This window comes from Paracoccus sp. AK26, assembly GCF_011801365.1.
Taxonomy (GTDB): Bacteria; Pseudomonadota; Alphaproteobacteria; order Rhodobacterales; family Rhodobacteraceae; genus Paracoccus; species Paracoccus aerius.
Map to the genome: position 1 here is coordinate 618,556 of NZ_CP041041.1, position 18,333 is coordinate 636,888.

Genomic DNA, 18,333 nt, shown 5'->3' on the forward strand with positions numbered 1-18,333 from the left:
TGCGCTGTTTCGGCAGGTTGCGATAGAACCCGTCCATGCCTTCAGAAAATCCCCGATTCATCCATCTGCGCACACATTCCGAGCATTCGTTGCTTGAAGGTGCCATCCCGGTCGGCAAGCTGCCGGGGCTGGCCGCCGATGCCGGGATGCCCGCCGTCGCGCTGACAGATACCAATGCGATGTTCGCGGCGCTGGAATTCAGCGTGAAGGCGATGGACAAGGGCGTGCAGCCGATCATCGGTTGCCAGATCACCCTGCAGGACGGGGCGACGGGGCCGGTCGTGCTGCTGGCGCAGAACCAGGCGGGCTGGCTGAACCTGATGGCGCTGTCGACATGCCTTTACCTGCGCGACGGCGGCGCGCTGCCCCATATCACCGTGGATGAATTATGCGCGCGGTCGGAAGGCCTGATCTGCCTGACCGGTGGCGCGACCGGGCCGCTGGGCTGCCTGATCGCGCAAGGGCAGCGCGAAAAGGCCGATGCCCTGGCCGACCGGCTGGCCGCCGCCTTTCCGACCCGGCTTTACGTCGAATTGCAGCGCCATCCGGGCGAGAATGGGCAGCTGATGCCCGCCGAGACCGCGTCCGAGGCGGGGCTGATCGACCTGGCCTATGCCAAGAACCTGCCGCTGGTCGCGACGAACGATGTCTATTTCCCCAAGGCGTCGATGTTCGAGGCCCATGACGCACTGATCTGCATCGCGGAAAAGGCCTATGTGGACCAGTCGCAGCCCCGCCGCCGCCTGACGCCGCAGCATTACTTCAAGACGGCCGAGGAAATGGCCGTGCTGTTCGCCGACCTGCCCGAGGCCCTGGAAAACACCGTCGAGATCGCGCGCCGCTGCGCCTTCGCCGTCAAAAAGCACGCCCCGATCCTGCCGCGCTTCGCCGACGACGAGGTCAGCGAGTTGCGCCGCCAAGCCCGCGAGGGGCTGGAGCGTCGGCTGGCCGTCATCCCCCATGCCTTCAGCGTCGAGGAATACCACCAGCGGCTGGAGTTCGAGCTGGGCATCATCGAGCAGATGGGCTTTCCCGGCTATTTCCTGATCGTGGCGGATTTCATCGGCTGGGCCAAGGAACGCGACATTCCCGTGGGGCCGGGCCGGGGGTCGGGCGCGGGGTCGTTGGTCGCCTATGCGCTGACCATCACCGACCTGGATCCGCTGCGCTACAACCTGCTGTTCGAACGTTTCCTGAACCCGGAGCGCGTCTCGATGCCGGATTTCGACATCGACTTCTGCATGGACCGGCGCGAGGAAGTGATCCGCTATGTCCAGAACAAATACGGGGCCGAGAAGGTGGGCCAGATCATCACCTTCGGCGCGCTTCTGTCCAAGGCCGCCGTGCGCGACGTGGGCCGCGTGTTGCAGATGCCCTTCGGCCAGGTGGACCGCCTGTCCAAGATGATCCCGGTCGAGGGCGTGAAGCCCGTCAGCATCGCCAAGGCCCGCGCCGACGAGCCCCGCCTGCGCGAGGCCGCCAAGGAGGAGGTCGTCAAGCGCCTGCTGGACTATGCCGAGCAGCTTGAAGGGCTTTACCGCAACGCGTCCACCCATGCGGCGGGCGTGGTGATCGGCGACCGGCCGCTGGACCAGCTTGTGCCGCTGTATCGCGATCCGGCGTCCGACATGCCGGCCACGCAGTTCAACATGAAATGGGTGGAACAGGCCGGGCTGGTGAAGTTCGACTTCCTGGGCCTCAAGACGCTGACGGTGATCCAGAATGCCGTGGATCTGATCAACGGCGGCGGGCGCCCGCTGCATGTCGCGGCCGACGGCCGCAAGCTTTACGATCCGGCGCCGGGGACAGAAAACCAGATCAACCTGATCCCGCTGGACGACAAGGCGACCTATGACCTGTTCGCCAGCGCCAAGACGGTGGCGGTGTTCCAGGTCGAAAGTTCGGGCATGATGGACGCGCTGCGGCGCATGAAGCCCACCTGCATCGAGGATATCGTGGCGCTTGTCGCGCTCTATCGTCCCGGCCCGATGGAGAACATCCCGACCTATTGCGAGGTCAAGAACGGGCTGCGCGAACTGGAATCGCTGCACCCCTCCATCGACCCGATCCTGGCGGAAACCCAGGGCATCATCGTTTATCAGGAACAGGTGATGCAGATCGCGCAGGTCATGGCGGGCTACAGCCTGGGCGGCGCGGACCTGTTGCGCCGGGCGATGGGCAAGAAGATCGCCTCCGAGATGGCCAAGGAACGCCCGAAATTCGTCGATGGGGCGGTGGCGAACGGCGTGGACGCCAAGAAGGCGGGCGAGGTCTTCGACCTGCTGGAGAAATTCGCCAATTACGGCTTCAACAAGTCGCACGCGGCGGCCTATGCCGTGGTCAGCTATCAGACCGCCTGGCTGAAGGCGAACCACCCGGTCGAGTTCATGGCCGCGGTGATGAACTGCGACATCCACCTCACCGACAAGCTGGCGATCTACAAGCGCGAATGCGACCGCATGGGCATCACGATCGTGCCGCCCTGCGTGAACCGGTCGGCCCCCACCTTCAGCGTCCGCGAGGGCCGCATCCATTACGCCCTGGGCGCGCTGAAGGGCGTCGGCGTGGAGGCGATGAAGCTGATCCATGACGCGCGGGGCGACACGCCCTTCCGCGACATCCACGATTTCGCCCGCCGCGTGGACATGAAGCGCGTGGGCAAGCGCCCGCTGGAGATGCTGGCCCGCGCCGGGGCCTTCGACGTGCTGGACGACAACCGTGCCCGCGTGGTCAAGGGACTGGACGCGCTTTGCGCCTGGTCGGCTGCGGTGCAGGAACAGGCGGCCTCAAGCCAGACATCCCTTTTCGGCGGGGGAGAGGATCTGCCGCCGCCGCGTGCGCCCATCACCGGGGTCTGGCTGCCCACGGAAAAGCTGGCCGAGGAACACAAGGCCGTGGGCTTCTATCTGTCGGGCCATCCGCTGGACGATTATCTGCCCGCGCTCAAGCGCAAGAAGGTCCAGACCCTGGCCGAGATCAGCCAGGAGGCCTTGGGCGGCCCGCTGGTCGCCAGCATCGCGGGCACGGTCGCCGCGCGGATGGAACGCAAGTCCGCCAAGGGCACGCCATACGCCTTTGTCAGCCTGTCCGACCCGACCGGGCTATACGAGGTGACGGTGTTTTCCGACCTGCTGACTGCGTCCCGCGACCGTCTGGAACCGGGGCAGAACGTGGTGCTGCAGGTCAAGGTCGAACCCTCGGGCGACGGGGTCAAGATGCTGGCGAACTCGGTTGCGGCCATGGACGAGGTGGTGGCGGACGCCGGGGCGGGCTGCCTTGCCGTGGAAATGCAGGGCAGCGACACCATCGCCCGCCTGGCCGAGACATTGGCCCGCATCCGCACCGAAATCACCGTGCCCGCCCGGTCGCGTGGCCCCGTGTTGCTGCGCATCCGCGAAGGCGACGAGGTGATCGAAATCGAGGTGGCGAATGACGCCCCCCTGACCACCCCCGCCCGACAGGCCCTGCGCGCCGTCCCCGGTGTTCTGGACGTGGTCGAGGAATAGCTTTGGCCCTAGGCAAATGTTCGCGTTTCGTGCTAGGCCTGCGGAAAACCGAAAGGGCAGTTCATGCGCGTTCTGGGCATTGACCCGGGCTTGAGGAACATGGGTTGGGGCGTGATCGCGGTTGACGGATCGCGCATGCGCCATGTGGCCAATGGCGTGATCCAGACCGATGCGGGCGATCTGGGTGTGCGGCTGTTGCAGCTTTATCGCGGCTTGACGGCGGTCATTGCGGCCCATGCACCGGATGCCGCTGCGGTCGAACAGACCTTCGTGAACAAGGATGCCGTCGGCACGCTGAAGCTGGGCCAGGCGCGCGGAATTGCCCTTCTGGCCCCGGCCGAGGCCGGGCTGGCCATCGGCGAATACGCCCCCAACGCCGTCAAGAAGACCGTGGTGGGCGTGGGTCACGCGGGCAAGGAACAGGTGCAGCACATGGTCAAGGTCCAGCTTCCCGGCGTCACCTTCGACAGCGCCGATGCCGCCGATGCCCTTGCCATTGCCATCTGCCATGCCCGCCATCTTCAAGGCCGGACTCTGCGCATTGCGAGAACGGCATGATCGGCCGCATTGCCGGGATCATCCTGCACCGCGCCCGCGACCACGTCCTGATCGACGTGCGGGGCGTCGGCTATATCGTCCATGTCAGCGAACGCACCGCCGCCAGCCTGCCGCCGGTGGGGCAGGCGGTCGCGCTTTATACCGACCTGATGGTGCGCGAGGATCTGCTGCAACTGTTCGGCTTCACGTCCATGCTGGAAAAGGAATGGCACCGGCTGCTGACGGGCGTGCAGGGCGTTGGCGCCAAGGTGTCGCTGGCAATCCTGGGAACGCTGGGGGCCGAGGGGCTGGGCCGCGCCATCGCGTTGGGCGACTGGGCGTCCGTCCGCAAGGCGCAGGGGGTGGGGCCGAAGCTTGCCCAGCGGGTGGTGCTGGAGCTGAAGGACAAGGCGCCCTCGGTCATGGCGCTTGGCGCGACGCTGAGCGTGGACATGGGCGTGCCGCTGGTCGAAACGGATGCCGCTGTCCTTGAACCTGCCGGTGCCCCCGCCAGGCCTGCTGCGCCATCGGACGCGATGCTTGCCGCGCGCGCGACTTCGGACGCGCTGTCCGCACTGTCCAATCTGGGCTACGCTGCCAGCGAGGCCGCGCAGGCCGTGGCCGAGGCGCAGGCGCGGGAACCCGCCGCCCAAACTCCCGCGTTGATCCGCGCGGCGCTGCGCCTGCTTGCGCCGAAGGAATAAGGGGGTTCTGATGCACGGGAACGCTAAGGTCTTCATCCTGATGGCCGCCATGACCGCCCTGGTCATGGTGCTGGGCTGGATGCTGGGCGGACAGGGCGGCGCGGTGGTCGCGCTGCTGCTGGCGGGCGGCATGAACGTGTTTTCCTGGTGGAACAGCGACAAGATGGTCCTGCGCCAGCAGGGTGCGGTGGAACTGTCCCCCCAGCAGGGCGGCGATCTTTATGCCCTGACCGCCGAACTGGCGCGGCGGGCTGACCTGCCGATGCCCAAGCTTTATCTGCTGCCCACCGAACAGCCCAATGCCTTTGCCACCGGCCGCAACCCGGAAAACGCGGCGGTGGCGGTGACGCAGGGCTTGGTCCGTGCCCTGTCGCGCGACGAGATCGCGGGCGTGATCGCCCATGAACTGGCCCATATCAAGCACCGCGACACGCTGACCATGACCGTCACCGCCACAATGGCCGGTGCCATCGCGATGATGGGCAACATGATGCTGTTCACCGGCGGGCGCGACGACCGGGGCGGCGGGCTTGGCGCCATCCTGGCGATGATCTTTGCCCCCATGGCCGCCATGATGGTGCAAATGGCGATTTCCCGCGCGCGAGAGTTCGAGGCGGATGCGACCGGCGCGCAGATCTGCGGGCAGCCGCGTGCCTTGGCCTCGGCCCTTGCGAAGATCTCGCAGATGGCGGGGCGGGTGCTGAACATCCCGGCGGAAAAGAACCCCGCGGCGGCATCCATGTTCATCGTCAACCCGCTGGGCGGCCTGCGCATGGACCGCCTGTTCGCCACCCATCCCGCGACCGAGGACCGGATCGCCCGCCTGATGGCGCTTGAGGAGCGGCCTGCCATGGCGGAACGGGCGTCCCCTATTCCCCGCAGCGGCCGCGATGACGGCCCCTGGGGGCGCGGATGATCCAGCCCGACCCGACCCTGCGACCCGAACCGATGGACAGCGATTCCGAAGACCGCGCCCTGCGCCCGCAGATGCTGTCGGAATTCGTGGGCCAGGCCGATGCCCGCGCCAACCTGCGCGTCTTCATCGAAAGCGCCAAGATGCGCGGCAAGGCGATGGACCATACCCTGTTCTTCGGCCCGCCGGGCCTGGGCAAGACCACGCTTGCGCAGATCATGGCCCGCGAACTGGGCGTGAACTTTCGCATGACATCCGGTCCGGTGCTGGCGCGGGCCGGCGATCTGGCCGCAATCCTGACCAACCTTGAAGCGCGGGACGTGCTGTTCATCGACGAGATCCACCGCATGAACCCGGCGGTCGAGGAGATTCTTTATCCCGCAATGGAGGACTTCGAACTGGATCTGGTCATCGGCGAAGGCCCCGCCGCCCGCACCGTCCGGATCGAGTTGCAGCCCTTCACGCTGGTCGGCGCGACGACCCGGCTTGGCCTTCTGACGACGCCGCTGCGCGACCGTTTCGGCATTCCGACGCGGCTGGAATTCTATACGGTGGCCGAACTGGACCTGATCGTGCAGCGCGGCGCGCGGCTGATGGGCATAGATGCCGAACCCGACGGCACGCGAGAGATTGCCCGCCGTGCCCGTGGAACCCCCCGCATCGCGGGGCGGCTGCTGCGGCGCGTGGTGGACTTTGCCCTGGTCGAGGGGGACGGGCGGCTGACGCGAGGGATCGCGGATACCGCGCTGACCCGCCTAGGCGTGGATGACATGGGTCTGGACGGCGCCGACAGGCGCTACCTGCTGCAGATGGCCGAACATTACGGTGGTGGTCCCGTGGGCGTGGAAACCCTGTCCGCTGCCCTGTCCGAAAGTCGCGACGCGATCGAAGAAGTGATCGAGCCTTACCTGCTGCAACAGGGACTGATTGCCCGGACGCCGCGCGGCCGGCAATTGACGTCCGGGGCGTGGCGTCACCTGGGGCTTGCTGCGCCGGCGCCGGCGCAGCAGGGGACATTGTTCGACAGCTGAGGTCTGGGTGGCAGGTCGGGGAGGGGGCGCTACCCCCGCCGCGCGTGCCGCGCAGCCCCCCGGGATATTTGTGCACGGAAGATGATGGGGTTGCCCGTCAGGGCGTCAAACCCTCGGGATCGGGCAGGCCGTTGGCACGGGCGGTTGCGGTCAAGGTGTTGGCCAGCAGGCAGGCAATGGTCATCGGGCCGACGCCGCCTGGAACCGGGGTGATCGCGCCCGCGAATTGGCTGGCAGAAACGAAATCGACATCGCCGACCAGCCCGTCATCGGTGCGGTTGATGCCAACGTCGATCACAACCGCGCCCGGCTTGATCCAGTCGCCTTGCACGAAACGGGCGCGTCCGACCGCGGCGACAACGATATCGGCCTGTCGGCACAGGTCCCGCAGGTTCGCGGTGCGGGAATGGGCCACGGTGACCGTCGCGCTGTCGCGCAGCAGAAGTTGCGCCATGGGTTTGCCGACGATGTTGCTGCGGCCGATAACAAGGGCATTCTTGCCGGACAGGCTGCCCAACTGGTCGCGCAGCAGCATCAGGCAACCCAGCGGCGTGCAGGGCACCATCGCTTTCTGCCCCGTGGCCAGACGCCCCACGTTCAGGATGTGGAAGCCGTCCACGTCCTTGGCCGGGTCGATGGCATTGATGACGGCGGCCTCGTCCATGTGGCGGGGCAGGGGCAGTTGCACCAGGATGCCGTTGACCGCCGGATCCGCGTTCAGCCGGTCGATCAGCGCCAGAAGATCGGCCTGCGGCGTGTCGGCGGGCAACCGGTGTTCGAACGAGTTCATGCCGACTTCGCGCGTCATCCGTCCCTTGGACCGGACATAGACCTCGCTTGCCGGATCCTCGCCAACCAGCACGACCGCTAGGCCCGGGGTGATGCCCTGGGTCTTCATCGCTGCAACGGCGGTACCGATGCGGCTACGCAAGCCGGCAGCAAAGGCCTTGCCGTCAATCAGCGTGGCGGTCTGGGGCGATGTTGCTGTCACGGGCGGTCTCCGTTCAGGTAGCGGTCTTCCTGCGCGATGGCGGCTTCGACCAGTTGGCGCCAGATATTCTCGATCAGGGCGGGATCCAGCCCGCGGGATGCGGCGTGGCGACCCGCGTTTGCGACCACTTCCTCGACCCGGTCGTCGATCCGGGCGGGCAGGCCGATCTGTTCCTTGATCTTGGCGGCGCGGGCGATCAGGGCGTGGCGCTGTGCCAGAAGGCCCACAAGCTGTTCGTCCAGGGCGTCGATATGGGCGCGCAAGGTCGCCATGTCCCAGATGTCGTCGATCTGCATCGGACCCTCCGTTTGTTTGGCAGGGGGATGCACCGGGCGGCCCCAGGGTGCAAGACCAAAGAAAACCCCGGCGCGAGGGCCGGGGCTTGTCGGTTCATGCAGGGGCGGGATCGCCGCCCGTGGCAGGCTTGCCCGCCTTGGGAATCGCCGTGACCGAGGGGATCAGGCTGCTGGGCGTGTCATCGTCGCCGCCCAGGGTCTCCCCGCGAAGGACCTTGCCGATCTCCTCGCCGGTCAGCGTTTCGTATTCCAGCAGGCCCTGGGCCAGCCGCTCGAACTCGGCCTCTTTCTCGATCAGGATGCGGCGTGCGTCCTGATAGCCCTGCTCGATCAGGTCGCGGACTTCCTGCTCGATCAGTTCCTTGGTCGCGGCGGAAATCGAGAAGCCACCGGTCGAGCCGTTATAGCCCTCATGCGCTTCGGCATAGTCGATGTTGCCGACCTTGTCGGACATGCCCCACCGCATCACCATGGCGCGGGCCAGCTGGCTGGCCTGCTGGATGTCGCCGGCGGGGCCGTTGGACACGCCTTCCTCGCCATATTTGATGATCTCGGCGGCCTTGCCCGCCATGGTCATGGCCAGCTTCTGCTTGGCCTCGTCCTTGTGGAAGTTCAGGCGGTCCATTTCCGGCAAGGATACCACCATGCCCAGGGCACCGCCGCGCGGGATGATCGTGGCTTTGTAAACCGGATCGCATTTCGGCAGGCTCAGGCCGACGACCGCGTGACCGGCCTCGTGATAGGCGGTCTTTTCCTTCTGCTCGGGCGTCAGGACCATGCTGCGGCGTTCCACGCCCAGCATGACCTTGTCCTTGGCATTCTCGAAATCTTCCATGCTGACAAATCGGCGGCCGATGCGGGCCGCCATCAAGGCGGCCTCGTTCACCAGGTTCATCAGGTCGGCGCCCGAGAAGCCCGGCGTGCCGCGGGCGATGATTCGCAGGTCCACGTCGGGGCCGACCGGCACCTTGCGGGCATGGACGGACAGGATCTTCTCGCGCCCCTTGATGTCGGGATTGGGGACGTGGATCTGGCGGTCGAAGCGGCCGGGGCGCAGCAGGGCGGGGTCCAGCACGTCGCGGCGGTTGGTGGCGGCGACGATGATGATGCCCTCGTTGGCCTCGAACCCGTCCATTTCCACCAGAAGCTGGTTCAGCGTCTGTTCGCGTTCGTCGTTGCCGCCGCCGATGCCCACGCCGCGCGCGCGGCCCACGGCGTCGATCTCGTCGATGAAGACGATGCAGGGGGCGGATTTCTTGGCCTGCTCGAACATGTCGCGGACACGGGATGCGCCGACGCCCACGAACATTTCGACGAAATCGGACCCCGAGATGGTGAAGAAGGGCACGCCCGCCTCGCCCGCGATGGCGCGGGCCAGCAGCGTTTTACCCGTGCCCGGAGGGCCGACCAGCAGCGCGCCTTTCGGGATCTTGCCGCCCAGACGGCTGAATTTCTGCGGGTTGCGCAGGAACTCGACGATCTCCTCAAGCTCTTCCTTGGCCTCGTCGATGCCGGCCACATCGTCAAAGGTGACGCGGCCGTGCTTTTCTGTCAGCAGCTTGGCGCGCGACTTGCCAAAGCCCATCGCGCCGCCTTTGCCGCCGCCCTGCATCCGGTTCATGAAGAAGATCCAGACCCCGATCAGCAGGATGAAGGGCAGCCAGACGCCCAGCAGCGACATGAAGCCCGACTGCTGCTGGGGCACGACCTTCACATCCACGTTCTTGGAGATCAGGCGGTCCGCGATTTCCTCGCCCTGAGGGCGGATGGCGACATACTGGTTGCCATCCGTGCCGGTGACGGCCAGTTCCTCTCCATCGATGGTGACCGAGGCGATCTGGTCGTTGTCCACCCGCTGGATGAAATCGGAATAGCTGATCTGCCGGCTGTTCATGGTGGTGGCGCCGTCGCTGAACAGGTTGAACAGCGCCAGGATCATCAGGAAAAGGACGACCCAGAAGGCCAGATTACGTGCGTTGCCCAATATCGGACCTCCGGCGGAAAGCGGTTTGGCTTGAAAATAGGGATTCTGGGCGCAGGTTCAATGCGCCATCACCAGCCTGCGGAAATGTGACGCAACCCGGACCGGGAAGATCTCGAAGGGTGCCTGCGGGCGGACCAGAGGCGCGGCCACCAGACGGTCGCCTTCCCAGACGGCAGGGCTGGCGGCAGCCTCGTCCCGCGACAGGCCCGCAAGCCGCCATTTGACGCGCGCGACCTCGCCCAAGCCCAGGGCCGCGACATGCTGGCCAGGCCTCAAGCCCTTGACCTCCCACCGGTTGTCCCAAACCCCGTCCTGGACTTCCGGCGCCCGCAGCGCGGCGGCGGTTTCCCGGAACAGCCGGATGCGGTCCCCGGCCGGTTCGATCAGCGCGCCGTCCAGCGTGACACGATGCCCCGTGGCGACTGCGTTCAGTGCGTGCAGGACCGTGGCGCGGCGAGGCGGATAATCCGCGCCGGTGATCCAGCGGCAGGCCGCGACGATCAGGCGGCGGCGGATTTCGGGCGGGGCGTCCTGATAGGCCCGGCGCGGCAGGGTCAGCCTGCCGTCCCGCGCCTCGGCCTCGCGGGCGGCATGGGCGGCATAGTGGGACAGCGCGTCCCTGGCTTCCTGGATGTGGCAGGCGGCGCGGGCCAGGGCGGGAACGTCCAGGCCCATCGCCTGCATGGCCTGCCGGATGCGGACGCGGTCGAAGTCGGTGTTGTCGTTGCTGGGATCGTCGATCCAGGCGATCCCGCGCGCCCGCAGCCAGTCGCGCAGGTCCTGCCGTCCGGTGCCCAGCATCGGCCGCAGCCAGCGGGTGCCGAAGGCATCGCGCCATTCCGCCATCGAGGCCAGCCCATCGATCCCTGATCCGCGCGCCAGGCGCATCATCAGCGTTTCGGCCTGGTCGTCCGCCGTATGCCCCAGGACCACCGCCGACAGCCCGTTGCGCTGCGCCCATCCCGCCAGCAGGCGCAGCCGGGCGTCGCGGGCATTGGCCATCAGGTTCCCGGCATCCGTTCCCCGCTGCCACAAGAGTGTCGCATGGGACAGGCCAAGGGCGCGGGCGGCCCGGCCGACCTGGCGCGCTTCATCGGCACTTTCCGCACGCAGGCCGTGATCCACGGTGGCGACCATGATCCGGCGGCCCCGTCCCCATTCCGCCATCAGATGCATCAGCGCGACCGAATCCCCGCCACCGGACACCGCCACGCCGATCGCGGGCATGTCGCCTGCCAGCCGGTCCAGGGCTGCGTGAACGCGGAAGGCTGGATCGGCGGCGGGCAGGGTCATGGCGCGGCTATTGATGTTCGGCCAGATCAGCCTCGGCCTCTCCCTCGGCATCGAAGCCGGGGGGCAACGCACCCAGGTCGTTGCTGCCGCAGGCCAGCCGGCTCATCCGCGTCTCGGCCTCGGCGGCGAAGGGGGTGCCGGGGAAGCGGGCGGGGATTTCGGCCAGATACAGGCAGGAGGCGGTGGAATCGCCCTCGCCTTCGATCACGCGGGCGATGCCCAGCAGGCTTTCGGCGGCACGCGGACCGTCGGGATCGGCCGAGAAGCCTTCCAGCCAGGCGGCCGCCGCCCCGCGCAGGTCGCCCGCGCTGTCCAGGGCCGCGCCGCGCAAGAACAGGGCTTCGGCCGTCAGGGCGCCTCCGGCATGGGTCTGGGCGACGGTGCCGAACATATCGGCCGCCCGACGGAAATCGCCGCTGGCCATGACCTGGCGCGCCGCGTCGAAATCGGCCTGCTCGCCCGCCGAGGCCGGCTTGCTGCCAGGCTGCTGCGGCGTTGCAGGCAGGGCGGGCGCGGTCGGGCCACCAGGCAGGCTGCCGGGCAGGCGGCCGGGATCGGGCGTGGTCAGGGCGGCCAGATCGCAGGTTTCGTCCATTTCGCACAGCCGGAATTCGAGGTCGGCGATGCGGCGGTTGCTGTCGGCAATGATCCGGTCGATGCGGTTCTGCAACTGCTCGGTCCGATCGGTCAGCCGCGCCAGGTGCTGCTCCATCGCGTTCATGCGGTCGATGGCGGCGTCGCCGCCTGCGGCCTGGAAGCCCTCGGCCCCCGAGGCGACAAGGTCGGACCGCAAGGACTGCAGCTGGCCGCGCACCGCGTTCAGCTCGGCCCGCAGATCGGCAAGGCCGGGTTCCTGGGCCGCAAGCGGCAGGGCCACCGTCACGGCCAGCGCGGCTGCGGCGATGACGCGAAGGATCACGATCCGGCCCCCGTGGCGCTGACCACGGTCACGGCCCGGCGGTTGTTGGCATAGCAGGCCTCGTCCGAGCAGACCTCGCGCGGGCGTTCCTTGCCAAAGCTCAGCGTGCGGATGCGGTCAGAACCCACGCCTTGCGCGATCAGGTATTCCTGCACCGCACTGGCGCGGCGCGCGCCAAGGGCGAGGTTGTATTCGCGCGTGCCGGTTTCCTCGGCATGGCCCTGGACGACGGCGCTGAAGTTGGTGTGCGTCTTCAGCCATTCCGCCTGGCGCGCCAGGATGCCCCGCGCCTCGGTCGTCAGGGCGGTCTGGTTGGCGGGGAACAGCACGGTGTTGCCCACGCTGTTGTTGAAGTATTCCGCCGTGGCCTGGGCACCCAGCACGCCGCCCGCAAGGTCGCCCTGATACAGCGCGCCGCCCGCGGCATTGGCATAAGGATCGACCACCGGCGCCTGGACGACCGGCGGCGCGGGTTGCGCGCAGGCGGCAAGGGTCAGCAGCAGGGCGGCGGCAGTGGGCTTTTTCCAGACGATCATCGGGCTATCCTTCCGGCGCGGTGGCTCAGGGCATCAACGGACCCCAAGAAGGATCCGAGGCGGCAAAGTCAAGGCTCAGCGGTCGCATATTGCGCCCGGTGATGTCCACCGAATGCAGCTTCGGCTGGCCGTTCCCGCCGGGCGCGACCCGCGTGAACATCACCACGCGGCCATTGGGAGCCCAGGTCGGGGACTCGTCAAGGAAAGATTCGGTCAGGGTCTTTTCGGCCGATCCGTCCGTGCGCATGGTGGCGATGTGGAAGCGGTCGCCGACCTGCTTGGTAAAGGCGATCAGGTCCCCCTTGGGCGACCATGCGGGCGATCCGTAGCGCCCGTCGCCGAAGCTGATCCGCGTCGGCTCGCCGCCGTTCACGCCCACGACGTAAAGCTGCGGATTGCCGGACCTGTCGGATTCGAACACGATCCGCTGGCCGTCGGGGCTGAAGCTGGGCGCGGTATCGATCGAGGGCGACTGCACCAGCGGCCGCTGCGCGCCCGAGGCCGCGTCCATCAACCAGATATCGGTATTGCCGCCCTGTTCGCGGGAATAGACGATCCAGCGTCCGTCCGGGCTGAAGCGGGGCGAAAAGGCCATGCTGTTCGCGTCCTGCGTCAGCGGGCGCGACGACACGGTGGCGATGTCCAGCACCCGGATCTGCGGGAAGCCGCTGTCGAAGCTGGTATAGACCAGCCGCCGCCCGTCGCGCGAGAACTGCGGCGCCAGCACCAGCGAGGCGCTGTCCGTCATCCACAGGATGTTCTGGCCGTCATAGTCCATGACCCCGATGCGCTTGATCCGCGCGTCCTTGGGACCGATTTCCTGCACAAAGGCCACGCGGCTGTCGAAATAGGGCTGTTCACCCGTCAGACGGGCATAGATCTGGTCGGCGATCTTGTGGGCCGCGCGGCGCCAGTCTGTCGCGCGGGCGTCGAACTGCATTCCGTCGCCCTGCGGCTGGCCCGCGAAGACGTCATACAGCCGGAACTTCACGCTGATCGCGTCGCCCGACTGCGTCACCTCGGCCGAGACAAGCGCCTGGGCACTGGCCGCCCGCCAGTCCTCATAGGCGATCGCCTCGCCAAAGCTGCCGGGCGCGGCGGCCGCGCCTGCGGCGATCTCGCGGAACAGGCCGGTGCCGGTCAGGTCGGCTGCGACCACGTCACGGACCCGCTGCGCGACCTCGGCATCGCCGTGGAAGGCGGGAATGGCGATCGCCATCGGCTCGGTCACACCATCGGTGATCTCGATCTTCAGCGGCCCGTCCTGCGCCAGGGCGGGCAGGGCGGGCACCGCGACGGCGGCCAGCGCCATCGACAGGGTCACGGTCAGCGTCCGAAGCATCATATCCTCATCATCCTTGCGACAGGGCCGGGAAATCCCCGGCGTCAGTCAAACCCGATGCCGTCGGGGCGAAACTCGACCACCACGTCGCGCCAACGGCTGAACTTGTCGAAGGGCAGCGGGAAGCCCGCGCCGCCGCACATCATGATCGCCCGCCGGGCAACCTGGAAGGCGTGCTGGGCGCCGGCATCCGTGCCGCCCCGGTAATCCGCGATCCGCAGGCTGGCATCGATCGGCCTGCCGTCCGCAGTCATGCTGAACGCCACCGAGACCGACATCTGCTGCGCCTCGAGCGATAGCGCGCCTTCGTTCCAGCATTGGCGGATCGCGGCACGGAAGGCGTCCTTCTCGGCCAGCGACAGGGGCTGGGCCTCGGACAGGCTGGACATGTCGATGCCGCCATCCAGGGGCGTGGGACGGATGGCCGAAGGCGCAAGCTGCAGCGGCTCGGCAAAGCCGCCCTGCGCGGCATCCGTGCCCTCGGCCCCGCCGCCCGCCATGGCCCCGGCCAGGGCCGCGGCCAGCGGGTCCTGCGCAGCCGATGCGCCCGATCCACCCTCGATGGTCTGGCTGTTGCCGCCCGCCGCATCGCCGGTCGAGGCCGTGTCGGTCCCTTCGGCCCCTGCATTGCCTTCCTGCGCCTCGCGCAGCGCATCCTCAAGCGCCTGCTGGCGCGCGGCCTCGGCAGCGGCCCGTTCGGTCGCTTCGCGTTCCGCAGCCTCTCGCTCGGCAGCGGCCTGGCGTTCTTCCTCGGCCCGGCGTTCGGCTTCCGCCCGGCGCTCGGCGGCCTCTCGCTCGGCGGCCTCGGCGGCGCGGCGTTCCTCGGCTTCGCGGGCCTCGCGTTCGGCCGTGGCGCGACGCTCTTCGGCTTCACGTTCCGCTGCCGCGCGGCGTTCCTCCTCGGCGCGCCGTTCGGCTGCGGCCCGACGCTCTTCTTCGGCGCGGGCCTGGGCCTCGCGGCGCTCTGCCTCGGCCTGACGTTCCGCTTCCTCGGCTTCGCGTGCCTCGGCGGCGCGACGTTCCTCGGCGGCACGGGCTTCGGCCTCTCGCCGTTCCTCGGCCTCTCGCTCGGCTTGTTCCGCAGCCTCCCGCCGCTCCTGCGCCTCGCGACGCTCGGCGGCCTGACGATCGGCCTCGGCTTCGGCAGCGGCCCGCTGGCGTTCCGCCTCGGCCTGCCGCTCGGCTTCTTCCGCCGCGGCTTGTTCGGCGCGGCGCGCTTCCTCGGCGGCCTCGCGCTCGGCCGTCAGGCGGCGTTCCTCGGCCGCGGCGGCGGCGCGCTCTGCCTCTTCGGCGGCAAGGGCGGCTTCGGCGGCAGCGCGGCGCTCGGCCTCCTGCTGGGCCAGTCGGGCATTGCGCTGTTCCACCAGCCCTTCGGGACGCTGCCGGGGCAGGGCTGACCGGTCCAGGGCCAGTTCGGACTGCGGTGCGGAGGGTGCAGCCTGGTCGGCCGCCGGCGTGCCAGGGCGCGATGGCGTTGCATCGGCCACAGGCGCATCGGTGGCGGCGGGCGTTTCTGGTGCGGCGTCGTCCGCCGTCTGGTTCTCGCTTGGCGCGCCCAGATCGGTCGCCACGGCAACCGGGTCAGGGCGGTCGAAATCGGACAGGTCGGGCTGCGCCTCGGACGTATCGGGACTGGTCAGGGCCTGCGCGGCGGCTTCAGCATCCGGGGCACTGGCACCGGCAGGCATCTGGCCTGCATCCTCCTCGGCGGCAGGGGCGGGCAGGGTGGCGACGGCGGTTGCATCGCGCCCGACCGGACCCGCGCCACGGGATGCGGCGGCCAGGGCTTCGAACTCGGCCCCGCTCATGGTGGCGACCTCGGTCGTGCGCAGGGGGGCCGAGGGCTGCGGGCGCAGGAACACCCCGCCCAGGATCGCCCACAGGATCAGCGCGCCATGCGCCGATCCCGAAACCCACCAACCGATGCGGCCCTCGCGGTCTTCCATGGCGTCAGCCGTCCATCCTGGGCCCGCCGGTATCCGTCACCAGCACGATATCCGACAGCCCGGCCGCATTCAGCGCACCCATGACCTGCACCACGCGGGCATAGGGGATCGCCCCGTCCGCGCGCAGGAAAACCCGCTGGCTTTCACGGCTGGCGAGGATCTCGCGCAGCCGCGTGACGATCTGGTCCTGCGCCACCGGCGCGTCCATCAGCACCACGTCGCCATCGGCGGGGATCGAGATCACCAGCGGTTCTTCCGGTTCGGTCGGCACGGCGGTGGCTGCGGTCTGCGGCAGGTTCAGCGGCACACCCGCCGTCATCAAGGGTGCCGCCACCATGAAGATGACCAGCAGCACCAGCATCACGTCCACGAAGGGCGTGACGTTGATTTCGGACATCGGCGCGTTGCGGCGCCTGCCCCGGCCCTTGCGGCTGACCCGCTTGACGACGGCGCCCGACATCTTACGCCTCGTCCATCTGGCGCGACAGCAGGGTCGAGAACTCGTCGGCAAAGGCTTCCCAGTTGCCGGTCACGCGCTCGGCGTCGCCGGACAGCTTGTTGTAGAAAACGACGGCGGGAATGGCGGCCAAAAGGCCCAGGGCGGTGGCCAGCAGCGCCTCGGCGATGCCGGGGGCCACAACGGCCAGGCTGGTGTCCTGGGACATGGCGATGCCTTCGAAGGCGGTCTTGATGCCCCAGACGGTGCCGAACAGGCCGATGAAGGGCGCGGTGGACCCCACCGTCGCCAGGAAGGACAGCCCCCGGAACAGGCGCGACTCTTCTCGCTGGATGGCGACGTTCATGGCGCGGTCGATGCGGGCGGGTCCGCCGGGGATCAGGCCACCGTCGTCGCGGTGGCTGCGGCGCCATTCGGTCATGCCGGCGGCGAAGATGCGTTCCGACGCGCCCGAGGGCCGGTCGCCCAGCCGGTCATACAGGTCGTCCAGCGGCTCGCCCGACCAGAAGGCGCGGTCGAAGCGTGCGGCTTCCTTGCGCGCCTTGGCGAAGGCCAGGAACTTCTGGATGATGATGGCCCAGGCCCAGACCGAGGCCACGATCAGCAGCACCATCACCACCTGCACCGTCAGCGAGGCCCGCGCAAAAAGCGCCATCAACGAGAAATCAAGGGCCTGCGCGGCCTGGATCGGTTCCATCTTCACTGCCTTTTCGTCGTGATCCGTCACGAATCCGGCCTTGGTCCTGGCCGGTTTGCGGGCCTTCTAGCGCCTTCCTAGCAAAGGTTGCAGCCCCTGGCTGCAACACAATGCCGTCACTGTCCGACAGGTGCGGCCCGCGCGCCTCAGTCGATGGCCAGGGCATGGGCCAGGGCACGGGGCAGCCGCACCGGCCGTCCCGCGCCGTCCAGGCAGGCCAGGGTGACCCGTGCCGCGAACAGCGCCTCGTCCCCGCGCCGGACGGTCTGGTCCACCACGATCCGCGCCGCGGTCATCTGGACCAGCCTGGTTTCGACCGCCAGAAGGTCGTCGAAGCGGGCGGGGCGCAAGTAATCGGCCTCGATCCGGCGGACGGCGAAGACATGGCCGCCTTCCTTCATCGCCACCTGGTCGATCCCCAGGTCGCGCAGCCAGTCCGACCGGCCTCGTTCGATGAACTTCAGGTAGTTTGCGTAATAGACGATCCCGGCAAGATCGGTGTCCTCGTAGTAAACCCGGACGAACATGATGTGCGTCATGCGTTCCCCATCCTGGCCGCCAGACGCAGGGCATGGGCGGCATCCGTTGCCGCGACCGGCAGGACCGGATCATAGGCCGCCCGGATCAAGGCCGCCACCCCGGCCGAAGGGGCTATGTCGCGCGCGAAGGTCAGCGCGCAGCGCATGAACAGCGCCTCGGCCAGTTGCGCCGGGTGGCTTTCGGCCAGGGGGCCGGACATACGCAGGAAGCCCAGGCAGGCGCGGATGCCGCCGTCTGCGTCAAAGCGGAACATCCGGTATTGGTCCGCATCCGCGTCCGCCAGCCGGCCAGGAAGGCCCGGCGCATCGGTCAGCCGGTCCAGGTCCGGCACATCGGCCAGTTCCGCCCAATCCCGCACAAAGAACAGCATCAGGTTCGCCCCCATGTCAGGGTCCGTGTCCGCGAGGGGATGACGGGCATGGGCAAAGCCCGCGCGGATGGCGCCGCGAAAGATGTCCAGGCTTTCGTCGGCCAGCCCGAAGATCACCGGCGCAACCGGCCGCCCCCAGCGGGCGCAAAGGAATGTCCCGTCCGGCCGGGTGAACAGCGCGGCGATCTGCTCGGCGGTCATGACGTCCCTTCCTCTTTTGTGCCCAAGTATCCTGGGGGGGAGTCGCCGAAACAGCGACGGGGGGCAAGGC

General features: G+C 68.3%; 17 protein-coding genes. 5 read left to right on the forward strand and 12 right to left on the reverse strand.

Translation table 11 applies throughout. The features are described 5' to 3' along the window. Nucleotides 1-35: 35 nt before the first annotated feature. The 5 genes from dnaE to ruvB all read left to right on the forward strand — a co-directional run bounded on the left by dnaE (nt 36) and on the right by ruvB (nt 6,691). Entirely contained in the window at nt 36-3,506 is a 3,471-nt protein-coding gene (gene dnaE / locus FIU66_RS02995) for a DNA polymerase III subunit alpha (protein ID WP_167621327.1), read from the forward strand. 63 nt (nt 3,507-3,569) lie between these two features. Then, entirely contained in the window at nt 3,570-4,064 is a 495-nt protein-coding gene (gene ruvC, locus FIU66_RS03000; protein ID WP_167621328.1) for a crossover junction endodeoxyribonuclease RuvC, read from the forward strand. Continuing rightward, the gene (gene ruvA / locus FIU66_RS03005) at nt 4,061-4,747 is read left to right on the forward strand and encodes a Holliday junction branch migration protein RuvA (protein WP_167621329.1); all 687 of its coding nucleotides are present in this window, start codon (nt 4,061-4,063) and stop codon (nt 4,745-4,747) included. The genes ruvC and ruvA overlap by 4 nt, the downstream gene beginning before the upstream one ends. A 10-nt stretch (nt 4,748-4,757) precedes the next feature. Then, complete coding sequence (gene htpX, locus FIU66_RS03010) at nt 4,758-5,663, forward strand: zinc metalloprotease HtpX (RefSeq protein WP_167621330.1); 906 nt, start codon at nt 4,758-4,760, stop codon at nt 5,661-5,663. Further along, complete coding sequence (gene ruvB, locus FIU66_RS03015) at nt 5,660-6,691, forward strand: Holliday junction branch migration DNA helicase RuvB (protein ID WP_167621331.1); 1,032 nt, start codon at nt 5,660-5,662, stop codon at nt 6,689-6,691. Before htpX ends, ruvB begins: the two co-directional genes overlap by 4 nt. A 97-nt stretch (nt 6,692-6,788) precedes the next feature. Here the strand turns inward: ruvB and folD are convergent, their stop codons facing one another. The 12 genes from folD to FIU66_RS03075 form a co-directional block, all read right to left on the reverse strand. Beyond that, a complete protein-coding gene (gene folD / locus FIU66_RS03020) occupies nt 6,789-7,682 on the reverse strand; it encodes a bifunctional methylenetetrahydrofolate dehydrogenase/methenyltetrahydrofolate cyclohydrolase FolD (protein ID WP_167621332.1) in 894 nt (297 codons plus the stop codon). Continuing rightward, complete coding sequence (locus FIU66_RS03025; RefSeq protein WP_167621333.1) at nt 7,679-7,978, reverse strand: chorismate mutase; 300 nt, start codon at nt 7,976-7,978, stop codon at nt 7,679-7,681. The genes folD and FIU66_RS03025 overlap by 4 nt, the downstream gene beginning before the upstream one ends. 94 nt (nt 7,979-8,072) lie before the next feature. Next, nucleotides 8,073-9,962, reverse strand: a complete 1,890-nt coding sequence (gene ftsH, locus FIU66_RS03030; RefSeq protein ID WP_167621334.1) for an ATP-dependent zinc metalloprotease FtsH — start codon at nt 9,960-9,962, stop codon at nt 8,073-8,075. A gap of 57 nt (nt 9,963-10,019) precedes the next feature. Then, nucleotides 10,020-11,255, reverse strand: a complete 1,236-nt coding sequence (tilS, locus tag FIU66_RS03035) for a tRNA lysidine(34) synthetase TilS (protein WP_167621335.1) — start codon at nt 11,253-11,255, stop codon at nt 10,020-10,022. Between the two features lie 7 nt (nt 11,256-11,262). After that, nucleotides 11,263-12,174: a tol-pal system protein gene (locus FIU66_RS03040; protein WP_240544723.1), complete on the reverse strand. Its 912-nt coding sequence runs from the start codon at nt 12,172-12,174 to the stop codon at nt 11,263-11,265. Further along, nucleotides 12,171-12,710 carry a peptidoglycan-associated lipoprotein Pal gene (gene pal / locus FIU66_RS03045; protein ID WP_167621336.1) on the reverse strand — a complete coding sequence of 180 codons (540 nt, stop codon included), beginning with the start codon at nt 12,708-12,710 and terminating at the stop codon, nt 12,171-12,173. Before pal ends, FIU66_RS03040 begins: the two co-directional genes overlap by 4 nt. Nucleotides 12,711-12,735: 25 nt before the next feature. Beyond that, a complete protein-coding gene (gene tolB / locus FIU66_RS03050; protein WP_167623370.1) occupies nt 12,736-14,052 on the reverse strand; it encodes a Tol-Pal system beta propeller repeat protein TolB in 1,317 nt (438 codons plus the stop codon). 44 nt (nt 14,053-14,096) lie between these two features. After that, nucleotides 14,097-15,998: a protein TolA gene (locus tag FIU66_RS03055; RefSeq protein ID WP_167621337.1), complete on the reverse strand. Its 1,902-nt coding sequence runs from the start codon at nt 15,996-15,998 to the stop codon at nt 14,097-14,099. A gap of 4 nt (nt 15,999-16,002) precedes the next feature. Then, the gene (locus FIU66_RS03060; RefSeq protein WP_167621338.1) at nt 16,003-16,458 is read right to left on the reverse strand and encodes an ExbD/TolR family protein; all 456 of its coding nucleotides are present in this window, start codon (nt 16,456-16,458) and stop codon (nt 16,003-16,005) included. A 1-nt stretch (nt 16,459) separates the two neighbouring features. After that, nucleotides 16,460-17,152 carry a protein TolQ gene (gene tolQ, locus FIU66_RS03065; RefSeq protein WP_167623371.1) on the reverse strand — a complete coding sequence of 231 codons (693 nt, stop codon included), beginning with the start codon at nt 17,150-17,152 and terminating at the stop codon, nt 16,460-16,462. A gap of 146 nt (nt 17,153-17,298) precedes the next feature. Beyond that, entirely contained in the window at nt 17,299-17,691 is a 393-nt protein-coding gene (gene ybgC, locus FIU66_RS03070; RefSeq protein ID WP_167621339.1) for a tol-pal system-associated acyl-CoA thioesterase, read from the reverse strand. Then, nucleotides 17,688-18,263: a hypothetical protein gene (locus tag FIU66_RS03075; RefSeq protein WP_167621340.1), complete on the reverse strand. Its 576-nt coding sequence runs from the start codon at nt 18,261-18,263 to the stop codon at nt 17,688-17,690. Before FIU66_RS03075 ends, ybgC begins: the two co-directional genes overlap by 4 nt. Nucleotides 18,264-18,333: the final 70 nt, after the last annotated feature.